At 71.0% G+C, this 16,871-nt stretch carries 18 protein-coding genes; 8 read left to right on the top strand and 10 right to left on the bottom strand.

Going from position 1 to position 16,871, the window contains the following annotated elements:
• Positions 1-149: 149 nt before the first annotated feature.
• On the top strand, positions 150-2,591 hold the full coding sequence (locus HUT10_RS13190; protein WP_176171473.1) for a glycoside hydrolase family 3 N-terminal domain-containing protein: 2,442 nt from the start codon (positions 150-152) through the stop codon (positions 2,589-2,591).
• Between the two features lie 50 nt (positions 2,592-2,641).
• On the opposite strand, the gene HUT10_RS13185 is transcribed toward HUT10_RS13190, so the two are convergent.
• Both HUT10_RS13185 and HUT10_RS13180 read right to left on the bottom strand, forming a co-directional pair.
• On the bottom strand, positions 2,642-3,193 hold the full coding sequence (locus HUT10_RS13185; protein WP_254896854.1) for a GNAT family N-acetyltransferase: 552 nt from the start codon (positions 3,191-3,193) through the stop codon (positions 2,642-2,644).
• Between the two features lie 70 nt (positions 3,194-3,263).
• On the bottom strand, positions 3,264-3,833 hold the full coding sequence (locus tag HUT10_RS13180) for a TetR/AcrR family transcriptional regulator (protein ID WP_176171472.1): 570 nt from the start codon (positions 3,831-3,833) through the stop codon (positions 3,264-3,266).
• An 89-nt stretch (positions 3,834-3,922) separates the two neighbouring features.
• Here HUT10_RS13180 and HUT10_RS13175 point away from each other — a divergent pair, with 89 nt between their 5' ends.
• Positions 3,923-4,879 carry a ketopantoate reductase family protein gene (locus HUT10_RS13175; RefSeq protein ID WP_176171471.1) on the top strand — a complete coding sequence of 319 codons (957 nt, stop codon included), beginning with the start codon at positions 3,923-3,925 and terminating at the stop codon, positions 4,877-4,879.
• 6 nt (positions 4,880-4,885) lie between these two features.
• Here HUT10_RS13175 and HUT10_RS13170 read toward each other — a convergent pair whose 3' ends face one another.
• Positions 4,886-5,821, bottom strand: a complete 936-nt coding sequence (locus HUT10_RS13170; RefSeq protein ID WP_176171470.1) for an NADP-dependent oxidoreductase — start codon at positions 5,819-5,821, stop codon at positions 4,886-4,888.
• A gap of 96 nt (positions 5,822-5,917) precedes the next feature.
• Between HUT10_RS13170 and HUT10_RS13165 the strand changes: the two genes are divergently transcribed.
• The gene (locus tag HUT10_RS13165; protein ID WP_176171469.1) at positions 5,918-6,502 is read left to right on the top strand and encodes a TetR/AcrR family transcriptional regulator; all 585 of its coding nucleotides are present in this window, start codon (positions 5,918-5,920) and stop codon (positions 6,500-6,502) included.
• Positions 6,503-6,531: 29 nt separating this feature from the next.
• On the opposite strand, the gene HUT10_RS13160 is transcribed toward HUT10_RS13165, so the two are convergent.
• Entirely contained in the window at positions 6,532-6,993 is a 462-nt protein-coding gene (locus tag HUT10_RS13160) for an SMI1/KNR4 family protein (protein ID WP_176171468.1), read from the bottom strand.
• A gap of 52 nt (positions 6,994-7,045) precedes the next feature.
• Positions 7,046-7,366, bottom strand: coding sequence for a helix-turn-helix domain-containing protein (locus tag HUT10_RS13155; protein ID WP_254896853.1), 321 nt, complete (start codon positions 7,364-7,366; stop codon positions 7,046-7,048).
• Between the two features lie 142 nt (positions 7,367-7,508).
• On the opposite strand from HUT10_RS13155, the gene HUT10_RS13150 reads away from it, so the two are divergent.
• Positions 7,509-8,348, top strand: coding sequence for an SDR family oxidoreductase (locus tag HUT10_RS13150; protein WP_176171466.1), 840 nt, complete (start codon positions 7,509-7,511; stop codon positions 8,346-8,348).
• A 64-nt stretch (positions 8,349-8,412) separates the two neighbouring features.
• Here the strand turns inward: HUT10_RS13150 and HUT10_RS13145 are convergent, their stop codons facing one another.
• Positions 8,413-9,336 (bottom strand): NAD-dependent epimerase/dehydratase family protein, encoded by a 924-nt coding sequence (locus HUT10_RS13145; RefSeq protein WP_176171465.1) that lies wholly within the window; start codon positions 9,334-9,336, stop codon positions 8,413-8,415.
• A 148-nt stretch (positions 9,337-9,484) separates the two neighbouring features.
• Here HUT10_RS13145 and HUT10_RS13140 point away from each other — a divergent pair, with 148 nt between their 5' ends.
• Positions 9,485-10,087, top strand: coding sequence for a TetR/AcrR family transcriptional regulator (locus tag HUT10_RS13140; protein WP_176171464.1), 603 nt, complete (start codon positions 9,485-9,487; stop codon positions 10,085-10,087).
• 55 nt (positions 10,088-10,142) lie between these two features.
• On the opposite strand, the gene HUT10_RS13135 is transcribed toward HUT10_RS13140, so the two are convergent.
• Positions 10,143-10,715, bottom strand: coding sequence for a TetR/AcrR family transcriptional regulator (locus HUT10_RS13135; RefSeq protein ID WP_176171463.1), 573 nt, complete (start codon positions 10,713-10,715; stop codon positions 10,143-10,145).
• Between the two features lie 94 nt (positions 10,716-10,809).
• Between HUT10_RS13135 and HUT10_RS13130 the strand changes: the two genes are divergently transcribed.
• On the top strand, positions 10,810-11,760 hold the full coding sequence (locus HUT10_RS13130; RefSeq protein WP_176171462.1) for an alpha/beta fold hydrolase: 951 nt from the start codon (positions 10,810-10,812) through the stop codon (positions 11,758-11,760).
• A gap of 11 nt (positions 11,761-11,771) precedes the next feature.
• Here the strand turns inward: HUT10_RS13130 and HUT10_RS13125 are convergent, their stop codons facing one another.
• Complete coding sequence (locus HUT10_RS13125) at positions 11,772-12,545, bottom strand: hypothetical protein (RefSeq protein ID WP_176171461.1); 774 nt, start codon at positions 12,543-12,545, stop codon at positions 11,772-11,774.
• 113 nt (positions 12,546-12,658) lie between these two features.
• Complete coding sequence (locus HUT10_RS13120; protein WP_176171460.1) at positions 12,659-13,501, bottom strand: LysR family transcriptional regulator; 843 nt, start codon at positions 13,499-13,501, stop codon at positions 12,659-12,661.
• 90 nt (positions 13,502-13,591) lie between these two features.
• Here HUT10_RS13120 and HUT10_RS13115 point away from each other — a divergent pair, with 90 nt between their 5' ends.
• A complete protein-coding gene (locus HUT10_RS13115) occupies positions 13,592-14,473 on the top strand; it encodes an aldo/keto reductase family oxidoreductase (RefSeq protein WP_303246962.1) in 882 nt (293 codons plus the stop codon).
• A gap of 54 nt (positions 14,474-14,527) precedes the next feature.
• Positions 14,528-15,313 (top strand): hypothetical protein, encoded by a 786-nt coding sequence (locus HUT10_RS13110; RefSeq protein WP_176171459.1) that lies wholly within the window; start codon positions 14,528-14,530, stop codon positions 15,311-15,313.
• Here HUT10_RS13110 and HUT10_RS13105 read toward each other — a convergent pair.
• On the bottom strand, positions 15,291-16,772 hold the full coding sequence (locus HUT10_RS13105) for an FAD-dependent monooxygenase (protein WP_176171458.1): 1,482 nt from the start codon (positions 16,770-16,772) through the stop codon (positions 15,291-15,293). The two genes, HUT10_RS13110 and HUT10_RS13105, sit on opposite strands and share 23 nt — an antisense overlap.
• Positions 16,773-16,871: the final 99 nt, after the last annotated feature.

Raw genomic sequence — 16,871 nt, 5'->3', positions numbered from 1 at the left:
ACGTACGACACAGGCCACCACTTACTCCAAGTCGTGAAGAAGCGAAGGCCCGGCCGCCGTTCGGCGCTTTACAGCCCGTCAGAAGCTGCCTACGGTGCCCTCGCACCCCATCCGGCCGGTCTGCGCCGACCACGGCTGAAGGAGTTCAGGTGTTCCGCAACCACAGACGCAGTACCCGCGCCACCGTCACGGTGTTCGCGGCGGCGGCCCTGCTCGCGGTTCCCGCGTTCACCGCCAGTAGCAGTGCCGAACCCGCCGTCACACCCTGGCTCGACACCCATCGCCCGGTGCCGGCGCGGGTGGAGGCGCTGCTGCACGCGATGACGCTGCCCGAGAAGGTCGGGCAGATGGACCAGCAGCTGGTCAGCACGCTGACCGACCCGAACGGCACCACCTGCGGCAACAACGGCTTCAACCTGCCCAACCCCGAGTGCATGAAGAAGATCCTGATCGACGCCAACGTCGGCTCGGTCCTCGCGGGCGGGACCGAGAACCCGGTCGACACCACGGGCAAGGGCGGCGTCGGCAACACCGGCTACGACTGGGCCACCGAGTACAACACCATCCAGCAGTTCGCGATCAAGAACTCACGCCTGCACCTGCCGGTCGTGTTCGGCATCGACGCGGTGCACGGCTTCGGCCACCCGTGGCAGGCGCCGCTGTTCCCGCACTCCATCGGCATGGGCGCCACCTGGGACCCCGCGCTCGCCCAGGCCGGCGGCAAGGCGACCGCGGACGCCCTGCGCGCCACCGGCTGGAACTGGAACTTCGCGCCGGTCCAGGACATCGCGCGCGACAACCGCTGGGGCCGCACCTACGAGACGTGGGCCGAGCAGCCGGTCCTGTCGGCCGCCATGGGCGCCGCGAACATCAAGGGCATGCAGACGCCGGGCAGGCGCGGCGAGCTGAACGTCAGCGCGACGGTCAAGCACTTCGCCGGGTACTCGCAGTCGATCAACGGCCACGACCGGGCCGAAGCGCTGCTGCCGATGAACTACCTCCAGACGACCATCCTGCCGCCGTACGCGGCCGGGATCGACGCCGGCGCCGGGACGGTGATGGTCAACTCCGGTTCGATCAACGGCGTTCCCGCCACCTCGTCGCACCACCTGCTCACGGACATCCTGCGCGGCCAGCTGCACTTCCAGGGCGTCGTGATCAGCGACTACCAGGACGTCACGGCGTTGCAGACCGCCTACCACATCGCGGCGGACCTGCCGGGCGCCATCGCCGCGGCCGTGAACGCGGGTGTCGACATGAGCATGCAGGTCTCCGACGCGGCGGGGTGGCAGGCCGCGATCCTGCAGGCCGTCGACACCGGCCAGATCTCGCGGGCGCGGATCGACCAGGCCGTGCGCCGCATCCTCACGCTGAAGTTCCAGCTCGGCCTGTTCGACCAGCCGTGCGTGGCCGACCCGGCGAAACCGTGCGTCGACGCGAACGCGGCCAACGCCGCCGTCACCGCGGGCCGCGACCAGACGGCGAAGGCCGCGCGCGAGTCGATCACCCTGCTGCGCAACGAAAACAACGCACTGCCGTTGCCGTCCGGCGCGAAGGTCGTGGTCACCGGTCCGAGCGCGGACTCGATGACCAACCAGCTCGGCGGCTGGAGCGTGAGCTGGCAGGGCGTGGCGGGTGCCGGGCACGTGTGCTGCATGGGCCCGGAGAACCAGATCCCGCCGGGCACCACGGTGCTGAACGGGATCCGGGCCGCGAACCCGGCCGCGGTCTACGCGCCGGACCAGGCCAGTGCCGTCGCGGCCGCGGCGGACACCAGTGCGTACGTCGCGGTGGTGGGGGAGAAGGCGTACGCGGAAGGGCTGGGCGACAACCCGGCACCGGCGCTGGCCCCCGACCAGCAGGCGCTCATCTCCGCGCTGGAGGCGACCGGCAAGCCGGTGATCGTCGTGGTCGTGGCGGGCCGTCCGGTCGGGCTGGGCCCGGCGGAGAAGGCGAACGCGGTCCTGATGGCCTACCAGGGCAGCACGGAAACCGGCACCGCGGTGGCGGACGTCCTGTTCGGCAAGGCGAACCCGGCGGGCAAGCTGCCGATCAGCTGGCCGTCCGACGCACCGGCGGTCGGCGCCGACTTCGCCGGCACGGCCCCGTCCCCGCTCGGCGACCAGCCGAAGTTCTTCGACCAGCTGCCCAGCACGGCATCCGGTCCGGGCAACGCGTACAACCCGCAGTACCCGTTCGGCTATGGCCTGTCGTACACGACGTTCACCCACACGAACCTGGCGGTGACGCCGAAGGTCGCGCGGAACGGCACGGCCACCGCGACGTTCACGGTCACCAACACCGGAACCCGCGCGGGCACGGACATCGTGCCGGTGTACGTGGCCCAGCCGGTGAGCCCGGTGGCCGTCCCGCCGCAGCGGCTGGTCGGCTTCGCCAGGGTGACGCTCGACCCGGGCCGGTCCCAGGTCGTGAAGGTGACGTTCCCGGCGAGCACGCTGGCGGCGAGCGGGTCGGACATCGACGCGTCGGGGCCGCCCGTGGTGGTGCCGGGCAGTTATGTGCTGCAGCTGAACAAGAACACCACGACCCCGTACGCGGTGGACGTGTCGGCACCGTTCGAGATCCGTTAGCAGGAAACAGCTTTGCGGGGCGACGCCCGGCGTCGCCCCGCAAAGCGTGGCTATGACTGGGTTGCCGGGATTTCGTAGATGATCCCGAGCCCGTCCTCGTCGTCCCGGTCTTCGCCGACCTGGACGAAGCCGTACTGCGAGGCCAGCCGGTAGGAGGCGGTGTTGCCGGGGCTGATCGTGACCCGGACGGTGTGCACCCGCGGCTCGCGGGCGGCGCGCGCCAGCAACGACTCCAGCGCCGCCCGCGCGTAACCGCGCCGCCGGTGTGCCGGGTCGACGGCGTAGCCGATCTCCACCATTCCCGCGGTGTCGGGCGGTCCGTGGTAACCGGCCGTTCCGACGGCCGATTCCCGTTGCCGGTCCCAGATCACGCCGGTGACCCAGGCGGCGCTGCCGGGATCCGCGGCGACCTGCCTGCTGCGCCTCTCCCACAACCGGCGCCGGTCCGGGCCGGCGAGGTAGGCCGTCAGGGGTACCGGACTGGTCGCGTTCGCTCCGGCCAGGTCGCCGCGGGCGAGTGCGTCGAGCGTGGGGCCGGTCAGCTGCACGATGCGAACATCCGGTTTCGGCGCGTTCGAAGTCGCCGGGTGGTCGTTCTGCACCGAGGCAACGTGCCACAGATCCGAACCCGGTGCACCCCGATATCGGCCAGTGCTGGTCGGATCGTGCGCGCTAGCCGCCTGGGCGCAGCCCGGCCAGCACGAGGGTGATGACACCGTCGGCTTCGGTCCGCCACTCAGGGCGGTCGTGGGCCGCGCCGATGCCGTGCAGGGCCATCATGATCGCGCCGGGGCTCACGTCGTCGCGGACGGTGCCGTCCCGCACGGCCGCGGTGACCAGGTCGGTGACCGCCTGCTCCAGTTCCCGGCTGCCGTCGGCGAGGGTGTCCGAGCCGGCCGCCATGAGCGTGGCCAGTGTCCGGGCCAGGCCCACGTGGGCGCCGATGTGGTCGACCGTGTCCCGCAGGAACTTCGCCAGCGCCTCCGCCGCGGGCAGCGTGGCCTGCAGTTCGCGGGCGCGCTCGCACAGTGTGGCGACCTCCCCGCGGTAGACCGCCTCAGCCAGCGCCTCCCGGGTGGGGAAGTGGCGGTACAGCGTGCCGGTGCCCACGCCGGCCAAGCGGGCGAAGTCGTCGAAGCGCAGGTCGAAGAAGTCGCCGGTGTCGAAGACCTCCCGAGCCTTGGCGAGCAGGGCCTCGCGCTTGCGCCGGGCGTCGGCCCGCAGCGGCTTGTCGGCGGTCATGCGCTCCCTCGCGTTGACAAATGGAGATGACCTCCATATTTTCTAAGTGGAGATGATCTCCAAATCAATCCTACCGCACGAGGTGCAGTGTGAAGATCCTGATGTTCGGGCGAGGCGTGGTCGCCACCATCTACGGCTGGGCCTTGCAACGAGCCGGCAACGACGTCGAGTTCTACGTCCGCCCGGGCCGCGCGGCGACGTACGGGGACGCGGTGGACCTGGAGCTGCTCGACACGCGGCGCCGGGTGCGGGGGCAGCGCGTCGTCGAGAAGTGGCCGGTGCGCTACCGCGAGGAGCTGGCGCCGGACCACGACTTCGACCTCATCGTGCTCAGCGTGCCGCACCACCGCCTCCCGGAGGCGGCGGCCTTCCTGGCCCCGCGGGTCGGCCGGGCGACGGTCCTGGTCTTCGGCAACATCTGGACCGAGCCGGCGGCCGCGATCGGCGCCCTTCCCGCCGAGCAGGTCGCCTGGGGCTTTCCCGGTGCGGGCGGTGGTTTCGGCGCGGACGGCGTGCTCCACGGCCAGCTGCTGCGATCGGTCATCTTCGGCACCTTCGGCAGGCCCCCGACCGACCGCGAGCGGGCCGTACGCGAGGCGTTCCGCCAAGCGGGGCTGCGGATCAGGGAGCGCCCCGACTTCCGTGGCTGGCTGTGGGTCCATTTCGCGTCGGACGCCGGCCTGCTTTCCCAAGGAGTGCGCCAGGGTTCCCTGTCCCGGCTGACCGGGTCGACGGGCAGCATCCGCGAGGCGCTGCTGACCGGCCGCGAGCTGCTGCCGCTCCTCGAGGCGCGCGGCGTCGACCTGCGCCGTCACCGGGGTGGTCTGCTGCTGTTCCGGGCGCCCACCTGCCTGACGGCTCCCGTGCTCGCCTGGCTGACCGCCCGTGTCGCGCTCGCGCGGGAGAGCTTCGCGGCGCATTCCGACCCGGACGCGGAGGAGCCGCGTGAGGTCTGCCGGGACACCCTGGCCGAAGCGCGGCGGCTGGGCGTTCCGGTGCCGCGGTTGGCCGCGGCGGAACCGTACTTCGCCCGTGAGGGCGCCTGAGCCGCCTCACCGGGGCTCGGCGATCCGGAGGACGACCTTGCCGCCCGGGCGGGGTGACTGCGCTAGTTCGATGGCTTCGCGCCAGTCGTCGAGGGGGATGACGCGGGCGACGGGAATCCCGAAGCGCCCCTCGGCGGCGAGCCGCGCGCACTCCCCGACGACGTCGTAGCGGTGCCCGAGAGGCCCCTCGGTGAACGCGTCGCGAGCGCCGGATGCCCGGGCCTGGGCCAGATTGCTGATGGTCAGGACGTGCCGCGGATCGGTGACCGTGCGCAGGAGTTCCGGGATGGTGGCCTCGTCGGGCGGCGACACGTCGAGGACGACGTCGACGGGGCCGCCCGCCAGTTCGCGGATCCGCTCGGCCATGCCCTGGCCGTAGGGCGTGACCTCGGCTCCGGTGGCGCGCAGGGCATCGGCGTGGGCAGGGCCGGCGGTGGCGAGCACCCGCGCCCCGGTCCGGCGGGCGAGCTGCACGGCGGCGAAGCCCGTGGTGGCACCGCCGCCGCTGACCAGCAGGGTCGTGCCGGCGGTGAGGTCGAGCAGGTCGAGGCCGAGTTGCGCGGTGTCGACGGCCATGGGCAACGCGGCGGCGGCCGCCGGTTCGAGGGTGGCTGGCCGCGGGAACCAGACGTCGAGCAGCGCGTGATCGGACGCGCCCGCGGTCGGTCCGGTGAACGGAGCGGGCCCGAACACCGCGTCCCCGCGCCGGACGCCGGTCACATCGTCGCCGCCGGCATCGACGGTGCCGGCGACTTCGAGCCCGACGCCGCGGGGCAGATCGCCGGGGTAAAGGCCCCGGCACAGGGCCAGATCGGCGGGGTTGACCGTGCAGACCTCCACGGCGACCCGGATCTGCCCCGGTCCCGGCCGAGGCGGTTCGGTTTCCTCGAGCCGCAGGACGTCGAGGGGCTCACCGGTGTGGTGGAAACGCAGGGTGCGCATGGCGATCTCCTGACGAGGGGATGAGTGACAGCAGATGCTGTCGTCACTCGACGGTACCACGGTGACGACAGCATCTGCTGTCACTATGCTGGGCCCATGGCACGCTGGGAGGGCAACACCCGTGAGCGGCTCGAGCGCGCGGCGCTGGAGTTGTTCCGTGATCAGGGCTACGACCGCACGACGGTGGCCCAGATCGCCAAGCACGCGGGCTTGACCGAGCGATCGTTCTACCGCTGGTTCACCGACAAGAGAGAGGTTCTCTTCGCCGGCGACGAGCTGCAGGCGTGTCTGGAGGCGGGCATCGCCGAGGTGCCGGCGGGAACGGGTGCGCTGGCAACGCTGATGGCCGCGTTCACGGCGGTCCCCGAGGTGCTGCGACCGCGCGAACTGCTGATCGAGCTGCGGGCGGTCATCGCGGCCAACCCGCCGTTGCGGGAACGCAGTTTGATCAAGGAAGCAATGCTGTCCGAGGCAACAGCGGCGGCGCTACGCGGCAGGGGCCACGACGAGCAGACGTCAAGGCTGGCAACGGCTTTGGGCATGGCCATCCTGGGGACGGCGACCAGACGCTGGGTACTCGGCGAGGACGGCTTCGCCACGCTGTTGGCCGAGAGTGCTGCTGATCTTTCCGCGGTCGCCGCTGATCTGCCGGCCGCTGCCGCGCCACGCGAGGGGCGTTAGCGGGAGAAACCTCGTGGCGTCGTGTTCGCCTATGCGCGCCAGTCGTGGCGCCGGTAGGTCGGGGCGAGGACACCGAAGCCGAAGTAGTCGGTGCCGGGCAGGCCGTCGAGGAATCGACGGGTCGAGCCGGCGAGCGGTTCCTCGTCGAAGCCGTCGAGCCGGACGACACGGTCCTCGCCGGCGGCGAGGTCGGCGGCGTGCCAGCCACACATGTCCCTGTTGTCGGTGCGGGCGAAGACGATGACGTCGGCGGTCGGTGCCAGCTCCTCCTCGTCGTCCTCGTCGATCAGGTCCTCGATGAGTTCCCGGTGCGTGCACATTTCGTCCGGCGCTTCGAAGTGCAGGAAACCACCGAATGTGCCGACTCCGGCTTGCCGGTAGAGCTCGGCCAAGGCGCCCGGCAGCGGCATCCCGTGCTTTTGTGAGAACGCGGCGATGTCGGCTGCCGCGACAACGCCACCGGTTCCGGACACCGACACCCCAGGCCACATGGCGGGGCAGCCTATCGGGGCACGGGTTACCGCTCGGCGTCAGGACCGCGCGCTAGCCCGCGCTGCCTGGTGACAGCCGTCGGGTGATCCGGCCGAACAGCTCCGCCAGCGGCTCGCCGACCTCCCGGCCGAACTCGGTCAGCCCGTAGGTGACCTGGGGTGGCGTCGTCGGCTCGACCCGCCGCCAGACGAGGCCGTCCTTGACCAGGGCGCGCAGGGACTGGGCGAGCATCTTCTCGCTGATGCCCTGGATGCTCTCCCGCAGCTCGTAGAACCGGAGGTCGTTGCGCTGCAAGGAGATCAAGACCCAGACGCCCCAGCGGCTGGTCACGTGGTCGACCACTTCGCGCGCGGCGCAGTCGGTGTGAAACACCTCATGCCGCGCCTCGCCGCCAGACCGTGTGAGCTGTGCGCCTCCCGTCATGTCATGAGCTTACCCAAAGGTATGCCCTTACCGAGAGTTAGCCCGGTTTCGTAGCGTCGACGCCACAAGCACATCGACAAGGGAGCTGTTCATGATCGTGGTGACCGGGGCGACCGGAAATGTGGGCCGGCCGTTGACGCGGGCGCTGGCCGAGGCGGGGCAGCAGGTGACGGCGGTGTCGCGGCACGCCGCGGCGGTGCCGGACGGCGTCCGGCACGTGGCGGCCGACCTGGCCGAGCCCGCCGGCCTCGAACCCGCGCTGGCCGGGGCGAAGGCGTTGTTCCTGTTGCTGTCCGGCGACCTGCACGCCGCCGGAGCCGGTCCGGCCGACGTCATCGGCAAGGCCGCGGCCGGCGGGGTGCGCCGGGTCGTTCTGCTGTCCTCGCTGGGCGTGGCCACCAGGCCGTTCGGCACGACGCGGATCGCGATGCGGGCGCTGGAGGACCTGCTGCGGGAGTCCGGCCTGGACTGGACCATCCTGCGGCCGGGTGGCTTCGCCTCCAACGCCCTGTGGTGGGCCGAGTCCGTCCGCACCCGGCAGGTGGTCGCCGCGCCCTTCGGCGACACGGGGGTGCCGATCATCGACCCGGTGGACATCGCCGACGTCGCCGCGGCCTGCCTGCTGGACGACCGGCACACCGGGCAGGTGTACGAGCTGACCGGCCCCGAGGTGATCACGCCGCGGCAGCAGACGGAGGTCATCGCCGCCGCGCTGGGCTCGCCGGTGCGGTTCCACGAGCTCACCCGCGAGGAGGCCAAGGCCGGCATGACCCGGACCATGCCGGGCGAGCTCGCCGACGACACCCTGGACATCCTCGGCTCCCCGAGCCCGGCCGAAGTGCGTGTCAGCCCGGACGTCCACCAGGTCCTCGGCCGCGCCCCGCGCCCGTTCGCCGACTGGGTCGCGCGCAATGTCACCGAGTTCCGCTGAGGCTCCAACGCCTACGCGCCGCCGCTCTGATGGTTGGGGTCGAACCCGTGTGCCGAGGCGGACATCAGCTGCGGCCGCGCTGTGCGCCGCCGACCTGGTCGTGGATGGCGGTGTCGAGGTCGGTGGCGATCAGGCCGAAGGTGTCCGCCGTCTCGGTCGCGTCCATGTGGAACGGTTCGTACCACTGGTAGTCCATTTCGGCCATCTCGCGCGCGATGGGCACGACCAGCCCGGCCGTGCGCATCACGAAGCGCGGCAGCTGGATCAGCTTGACCGGCGCCCGGCCCGCGGCGAGGGCGTAGCGTCGCGCGAGCTCGCGGATGGTCACCGCCGGCGGGGAGGGCACGTGCCAGGCCCGGCCCCACGCGCGTTCGTCCTCGGCGAGGGTCACCAGGGCTCTGGCCATGTCGCCGTTGAAGGTGAACGTGTGCGGCATGTCCAGGTGCCCGGTGATCCACGCGGCACGGCCCTTCTCCAACGCCGGTGCGATCAGCAGGGGGTAGATGCCGTTCGCGTCCTTGCCGATGTAGTCGGAGCCGCGGACTTCGACGGTGCGGATGCCGGCGGCGAGGGCCTGCTCCCACATCCGTTTGCGCAGACGTCCCTTGTGCCCGGTGGCGGCCAGTGGAGTGTGCTCGTTCATCCGGCCGCCGGGCTGCGGTCCGTAGGCGTAGAGGCTGCCGGTGAGCGCGAGGACCGCGTCGTTGGCCTTCGCCGCGGCGATCGCCGCGGTCTGCAGGGGTGGCAGCAAGCGTTCCCACATCGTGTAGGAGGGCGGGTTGGCGCAGTGGTAGATCACCTTCGCGCCGCGCGACAGCTGCTTTATTCCTGACGGGTCGGAGGCGTCCGCGGCGACCCGCTCGATCAGCGGGTGCGCGGGGCCGGAACCGCTGCGCGTGACGATCCGGACGGTGTCGCCGCGCTCGGCCAGCAGGCGGGCGACGTTCGTGCCGATGGAACCGGCGCCGATGATCACGTGTTCGGCCATGACGGGTTTTCTCCTTGAGAGTCCGGGATCGCGCCCGTTCCTAACGACGTTAGATTTTCTAACGTTGCTAACTTAGCCGCGTCGAGATGTGATCGTCAAGGCTCGACGGCTAGGGTCCGAGGACAGCACCGAAGCGAAGTGGCGGAGCATGCCGACCAGCACGAGACGGGCCCGCGAACGGGCGAGCACCCGCGAGCGGATCATCGAGGCCGCGCTGCACGTCCTCGAGACGGAGGGCGTCGCGGCGCTGACGATCCGCCGCATCGCGACCGACATCGAGTACTCCGCACCCGTCGTCTACCAGCACTTCGCGAACAAGGACGCGCTCCTGCTGGAGCTGGTCGCGCACGGTCACCGCTTGATGCTGGCCTCATTCCGGCAGGCAGCCGAGGAGCCCGACATCGACCTGCGCCTGCTACGCACCGCGTCGGAGTACGTCCGATTCGCCGGCGAACACCCCCACCTGTACGAGGTGATGAACGGCACGGTGGTCGACGCGGACGAGCGCCGGCACGCCGCGGAACCGGCGATCGCCGTGGTGAAGGAACTGCTCGCTGCCTGGTCAGACGCGCACGACGTGGTCCTGGCCGATCCTGATGAGGCCTGCGAGATCATTTGGGGCACGCTCTATGGCATAGCTTCGCTCGGCTATCTCGGCACCGTCGGCAACGAGCGCGCCCAGCGGCTCGCCGAGCAGGCGTTGCGCGCGATTCTGCTCGGCTGGCAAACCGAGGCAACGGCAAAGGGATAGTCCGCACTGACGGCTGGAACCGGGTGACCAGGTGGCGCGAGTGGGTGCGCCGAACTCATCGTTCTTGTTCGTGCCGCTGCTCGAGGCCATCGAGCAGCAGGTGCACCATCCGCCGGCTGAACGCCACTCCCTCATCCGGTCCCGGGACGCAGAGGTGGGCCACGGCGCGCAGCAGGTCGCCGGCCGAAATGTCCGGGCGGATCTCCCCGGACGCCCGGGCGGCGTCCAAAAGCCCGGCGAAGGCCGGTTCCAGTCGTTGGAGCAGGCGGGTGCCCAGGCCCTCGAAGGTGGGGTCGCCCGAGTGGAGTGCGGCCGCGAGCCCGCGTTTGGTGGCGACGAACTCCGTGTACCGGTCCACCCATTTCGCCAGCGCCATCCGCGGCGGGAAGGACTCCGAGAGCGCCGGCGCGATCGCGATGCACTCGTCGACCTCGTGGCTCAGCACCGCCAGCACCAGGTCCGAGCGCTTGGGGAAGTGGCGGTACAGCGTGGCAACCCCGACGCCCGCTTCCGCCGCGATGGCTTTGACGTGGGCGTCGACGCCGTCGCGGGCGAACACGGTGCGGGCGGCGGACAGCAGTGCATCGATGTTGCGCTGCGCGTCGGCGCGCGGCGGCCGTGCAGCCATGGGGCATGCTCCCGTCTTGCTAAGTGGAATCCGATTCCGTATGGTAAGTGGAATCAGGCTCCACTTACTGTAGCCGGAGAAGAGTGCGCACTCCATGAACAAGTACATCGACCTCGCGCTGCGCATCCCCGTCAGTCCCGGGACCCAGGCCGTCTCGTACAACCCCGTGACACTGGCGGCTGCGAACCGTCCGCTGCCGCTCGAGTTGCGCCTGTCCATCCCGGCCGGCGACGACCGGGTGCCCGTCATCCTGCTCTCGCACGGAGGCGGCGCGTCCCGGTACCTGCCCTCGAAGGACGGCTACAGCCCCCTGGCCGACTTCTACGCGTCGCACGGGTTCGCGGTCATCCAGCCCACCCACCTGAGCTCGAAGATCGGCGGCCTCGGCCTGGACCCGTCGGCGCCGGGGCACTCGATGTTCTGGCGCTCGCGCATCGACGACATGCGCCTCATCCTCGACCGCCTCGAGGAGATCGAGGCGCAGGCCCGCATCCCCGGGCGGCTCGACGGCGACCGGGTCGCGGTGATGGGGCATTCCGCCGGAGCGCAGACGGCCGGTCTGCTGCTGGGAGCAAGCCTGCCGGGAGAGCCGAGCACGCTCGACCCGCGGATCAAGGCCGGCGTGCTGCTGGCGCCGGTCGGCAACGGCGACGGGCTGCTTCCCGCCGTGCTCGGGCGCTATCCCGAACTCGACCTCGATTTCTCCTCTCTCACAACGAAAACGCTCGTGGTTTGCGGAGACCAGGACGACAGCCCTTACCTGACCTTCCGCGGCCCGGCCTGGCACACCGATCCGTACACGCACGCGGTCGGCGCTGACGCACTCCTGACGCTCATCGGCGGTAAACACTTCCTCGGCGGCATCATGGGCTACGACCTCAAGGAAACCGACGACGAAGACCCGGAGCGGCTCGCGATCACCCAGCGGATGACGTGGGCGTATCTGAGCTCCGCGCTGGGCGTCGATGAGACAGCCTGGCAAGCCGGCACCCGTGCATTGGCCGAACACTGTGCGGAACTCGCCACGGTCACGTCCAAGGAGTAGGTCGTCCCAGCTCAGAATGAAGCCCGGCGGATTTCGACCACCTTGGTGTTGTAGTGGGCGCCGTTCACCACCGTCGTCTCGACGAGGACCTCGAAGTGCTTCATCCTCCTGAGCCTGCGGAGGAGCTTCCGGTCCCCGAGCTTCTCCGCCGCGGCCCAGGTGCCGTGCTCCCAGCACCCCGCCACGATGACCAGCTCCGAGGTGTCCGGCGCCAGGGGGTTCGGGGTGCGGATGATCAAGCCGTAGTCACTGACCGGACAGCCCGACTGCTCGTACTGCGGCGCCAGCGCGCGGCCTGCTTGCACGTCGTACACGACGTGTGCCTCGTGGTCGGGATCCTCCGCGAAGGCATAAGAAAGCACTCCGTCCAGCTTCGCCAGCATTGTCCGCGTCACGTCGTTCGCCACAGGGCCGCCGAGCAAGACGAGGTCGGAACTCAGTTCACGCGGGGTCAATTGCTTCGACTCGGTGATCTTCCCGACGAACCCCAGCTTGCGGAGCTGGGCTTCGATTTCCACGAGCGCCTCGATGTCCCCCATGCCGACCACGCCGGCCCTGGCCCACCGCCGCCGGGGGCCGAAGTCGTGGGCTCCCAGGACGATCAACGGGTGACGGCCACCCAGTGCCCGCCAGAACTTGCGCGCGCGGACCAGCTTGAGGCGGCGTCTCACCGTTGTCGTCGACCAGACCAGCACCCCGCCGATGGCCGCCGCGATCAGATTGCTGGTGATGTCGGGGAAAGCTTGGAGCAGCCAGCCGCCGATTCCCCCGACAGCGAGCTCCATGCGCAGCCACCCCCATCAACACGAGTCCGCCTCAGCCTACGGCCTGTTCTGCAACAGCGACCTGCTTCCAGCACGCCAGGAACACCACGGCGGTTGCCCGGCGAGCCGGGGCCTCACAGTTGTGAGGCTGTCCGGATCAGCTCGGCGAGGACGCGGGACCGGCTGTGCGCCGGCCACACGATGTGCGTCGTCACCGGTGGGGCGTCGCTCAACGGGACCGCCGCGTGCTCCTCCCACAACCACGTGCGGGCGGACTCCGGGAACACCGCCACCGTGCGGCCGAGGGCGATCAGCTGGGCCAGCTGCGTCTGGTCGTGGATCTCCGGTCCCGGGCCGGGCTGGTAGGTGCCGTTGCCGGCCCAGCGGGCGAGCGGAAGGTCGGGAATGTCCGAGATCTCGTTCAGCGACAACGTTTTCCGCTTGGTCAAGCGGTGTCTGGCCGGCAGGATCGCCACCTGCGGCTCCGTCATCAGCGCGACGCTGTCGAACCCGGTCAGGGAGTTGAACGGCGTGTGCATGAGGGCCACGTCGGCGCGGCCGTCGCGCAGCATCTCCTCCTGTTCGCACGTTCCGCTCGGCAGGACCTCGATCTCGGCGGCGCCGGGCTCGGCCGCGTAGGCGTCGAGGAGCTTGTTCAGCAGTTCGTGGAACGCGCCGGCCTTCACCGCCAGCACCAGCCGGTCGTTGGCGCCGGCGCGGCGGGTGCGGCGGACCGCGGCGGCCGTCGCGTCGAGCGCCACCCGGCCCTCCTGCCGCAGGATCTCGCCGGCGCCGGTCAGCGAGACGCCGCGGCGGTTGCGCTCCAGCAGCGTGACGCCGAGACGCCGCTCGAGCTGCTGGATCGCCCGGGACAACGGGGGCTGGGCGATGCCGAGGCGCTCGGCGGCCCGGCCGAAGTGCAGTTCGTCGGCGACGGCGATGAAGTACCGCAGCTCGCGGGTCTCCAGGGTGTCCATGCCACAGCGTAGCTGTGATACCTCGCGAGTATCACAGTGCACCGGATCGGTGTTGGCCGCCCTGCCCGGCAGCGGGTGAGGATCGACGGCATGAGCACTGATCAACTCGAACTTTCCCTGCCCGGTGGCACCTGGTCCCTGGGCGAGCTGACCGTGACGCGGTTCGGCTACGGCGCCATGCAGCTCGCCGGACCCGGGGTCATGGGGCCGCCCGCCGACCGCGAAGGCGCCCTCGCCGTCCTGCGCAAGGCCGCCGACCTCGGCATCACCCACATCGACACCTCCGGCGCCTACGGCCCTCGCGTCACCAACGAGCTGATCCGCGAGGCGCTGCACCCCTACCCCGACGAGCTGCACATCGTGACCAAGGTCGGCGCACGCCGCGACGACCAGGGCGGCTGGCCCCCGGCGCGGCAGCCCGCCGAGCTGCGCCGGGCGGTGCACGAAAACCTGAAGACCCTCGGCGTCGAGCGGCTCGACCTGGTCAACCTCCGCCTCGGCAACGCGCTGGGACCGCAGCCCGGCTCGCTCGCCGAGGCGTTCGAGACCCTGGTCGAGCTCCAGCGTGACGGGCTGATCCGGCACCTCGGCGTCTCCAACGCCACGGCGGAGCAGGTCGCCGAAGCGCGGGCGATCGCGCCGATCGTGTGCGTGCAGAACGCCTACAACCTCGCCCACCGGCACGACGACGAGCTGATCGACGCCCTCGCGAGCGACGGCATCGCCTACGTGCCGTTCTTCCCGCTCGGCGGGTTCAGCCCACTGCAGTCCTCGACGCTGTCGGCCGTCGCGGCGCGGTCGGGCACGACGCCGATGTCGATCGCCCTGGCCTGGCTGCTGCACCGGGCACCGAACATCCTGCTCATTCCGGGCACCTCGTCGGTCGCGCACCTGACCGAGAACATCGCGGGCGCGGCAACCACCCTGTCCGCCGGCGATCTGGCCGAGCTGGACCGGATCGGCCGGCAGTAAGCCGTCGCGCGCCGGGGATGGCGTTCGTCGTTCAGGACGTGCATGGTTGGCCGGGTGACCAGGCACCCGCTTCTGCCGGACCTTCAGCGTTCCCGGGCCGTGCTGGTCGGCTGTGACGACGGCGTGCCCCGGCAGCACGGGGGTCCCGAGAAACTGGCCACCGAGCTCGCCGAGGCGCTCACGCTGCCGACCACGACTGCGGCCTTCGACGCCGCACACACGCAGGTGGTCCGGAGCCCCCGGGATCCGAGCGAGCTGCTCGGCGCCGTGTCGGCGGCCGCCGACACGGCCACCGACACGCTGCTGTTCTACTTCGCGGCCAGAACATCGCCCTACCAGCCGGTGCCCGGCGAAGCCCGGCCCGGCCCGAACCGGGCCGAGGACGTCGTGGGCAGTCTCGGCGAAGTCGCCAGGATGATCGGAGGCGCACAGGCTGTCCGGTCCGTCGTCGTGCTCGACGGGGTCGGTCCCCGGCTGTTCCAGGAGCACGCCCCGGGCGCGTTCGTGCTCGGCGGGTCCAGCTTCGGGCCGCCGGACGGTGACCAACTGTGCCCGTTCACCCCGACCCTGGTCTCCGGCCTCGTGCACGGCGTCCGGGAGGGTCCCGAGCTGCTGGATCTGCTGACCCTCCGGAACGCCGTGGAGGCGCACATCGACGAGGCGCGCTACTACGTCGAGGCCGATTGGGTCGGCGGCCCGGCCGACCTCACCGTGCGCCACCCTCTCCGGTTCCGCATGGTGGCGCTGGGCGCCAACCCGGTTTTCGGTCAAGCCGGTCGCCGCCGCGGTGGCGGGCTGCTGCGCGACAAGGACGCCGTCACCGAGGAGTACGACTGGTGATGCCGTCGCCACCGGAAGCTGAAGCCGGCTCACCGAACCAGTGGGTGAGTGCCGGCTCGAGGTCGTCCGGATCCCCGGCCCAGCACACGTAGCCGTCCGGGCGGACGAGCATCGGTTCGGCGCCGCTGTCCTGCCCCGCCCGGTCGACCCGGTCCGGCCAGAGGGCGGCGACCTTGGCGAACCTGTCGAGCGGGTCGAGGAGGACGCCGCGGCCGGGCCGCAGCAGCTCGTGCGACCGGACCGGGCCGAGGTCCACGTCCGGCGCGGGGAGCCCGACGAGCGGCTGGTCCCCGGCGCCCGGCATCGGGTAGCGGATGCCCATGCCGGACAGCATGTCGTCGAGGTGGTACTGCACGTCCCGCAGGTGCGCCAGCGCGGCGAACAGGTCCTTGACGGCCACCAGGTCCGGGTCGCAGGTGCCCTGCTGGTCCATCAGCAGGCTCTGCGCCTGGACGTTGCGCAGCACGGCGGCCGCGACCGGGTGGCGTTCGGCGTGGTAGGTGTCGAGCAGGTGCTCCGGGGCCCAGCCCCGCACCGCGGCGGCGAGTTTCCACCCGAGGTTGAGCGCGTCCTGGAGCCCGGTGTTCATGCCCTGCGCACCGATCGGGAGGTGGACGTGGGCGGCGTCGCCGGCCAGGAACACCCGTCCGTGCCGGTACCGCTCGGCCTGCCGGGCCGCGTTGGTGATGCGGCGGGCGTAGCACAGTTCGAGCAGCTGCACCCGGTCACCGAAGACGGCCCGCAACCCGTCGCGGATCTCGTCTTCGGTGACCGGGACCTCGCGGGGCAGCGACCGGCCCGGCCCGCCCAGTGCGAGCCGCCGCAGTGGCCTGCCCTGCGGGTCGGTGCCGAGCGGGAACACCGACACCCAGTGCCCGTCCTCGCTGCGGGCGTGCGTCATCGCCGGGGTGTCGCCGCTCAACCGCACGTCGGCGGCGACCGTGGTGGTCGTGCCCGGCCTGCCGGGGAACGCGGCCCCGAGCAGTGACCGCACCGTGCTGCGGCCCCCGTCGGCCGCGACGAGGTAACGGCAGCGGATGACTTCGCCGCTCGCGAACGTCACGGTGACGCCGTCCTCGTCCTGGGCGAGGCCGGTCAATTCGTGGTTGCGCCGCACGGAAATCCCCTGTGCCGCAAGGTGCTGCTCGAGAAAGCCCTCGATCACCACCTGGGGAACCGACCGCCACGGGTGGCGGTGCCTGCCCCGGGTCAGCGGGAGCGTGATGCCGGCGAAGTGTGCGGTGCCTGCCGGGTATTCCCCGGTGGCCAGCAACGGTTCCAGCAACCCGCGCTGGTCGAGCGCCTCCTGCGTGCGGGACTGCACGCCGCCCGCCTTCGACAACGTGCTGCGCTGCGCCAGCTTGTCGACCAGCACGGCCGGCACGCCCGCCACCCGCAGTTCGTTGGCCAGCATCAGGCCGGTCGGGCCCGCGCCGACGATGAGCACATCGGTGTCCATGGGTTCTCTCCTGGTGGTCGTCGATCAGGACGAGCGCAACGCTCCGCCGGCCGCCGTAATCAGGCCAGAAGTGCCGCGTATTGAGCCGATATCCGACGG

The sequence above is a fragment of the Amycolatopsis sp. Hca4 genome (genome assembly GCF_013364075.1).
Taxonomy (GTDB): domain Bacteria; phylum Actinomycetota; class Actinomycetes; order Mycobacteriales; family Pseudonocardiaceae; genus Amycolatopsis.
Note: the sequence above shows the minus strand (reverse complement) of the source record. Positions and strands in the feature narration are given on the sequence as shown.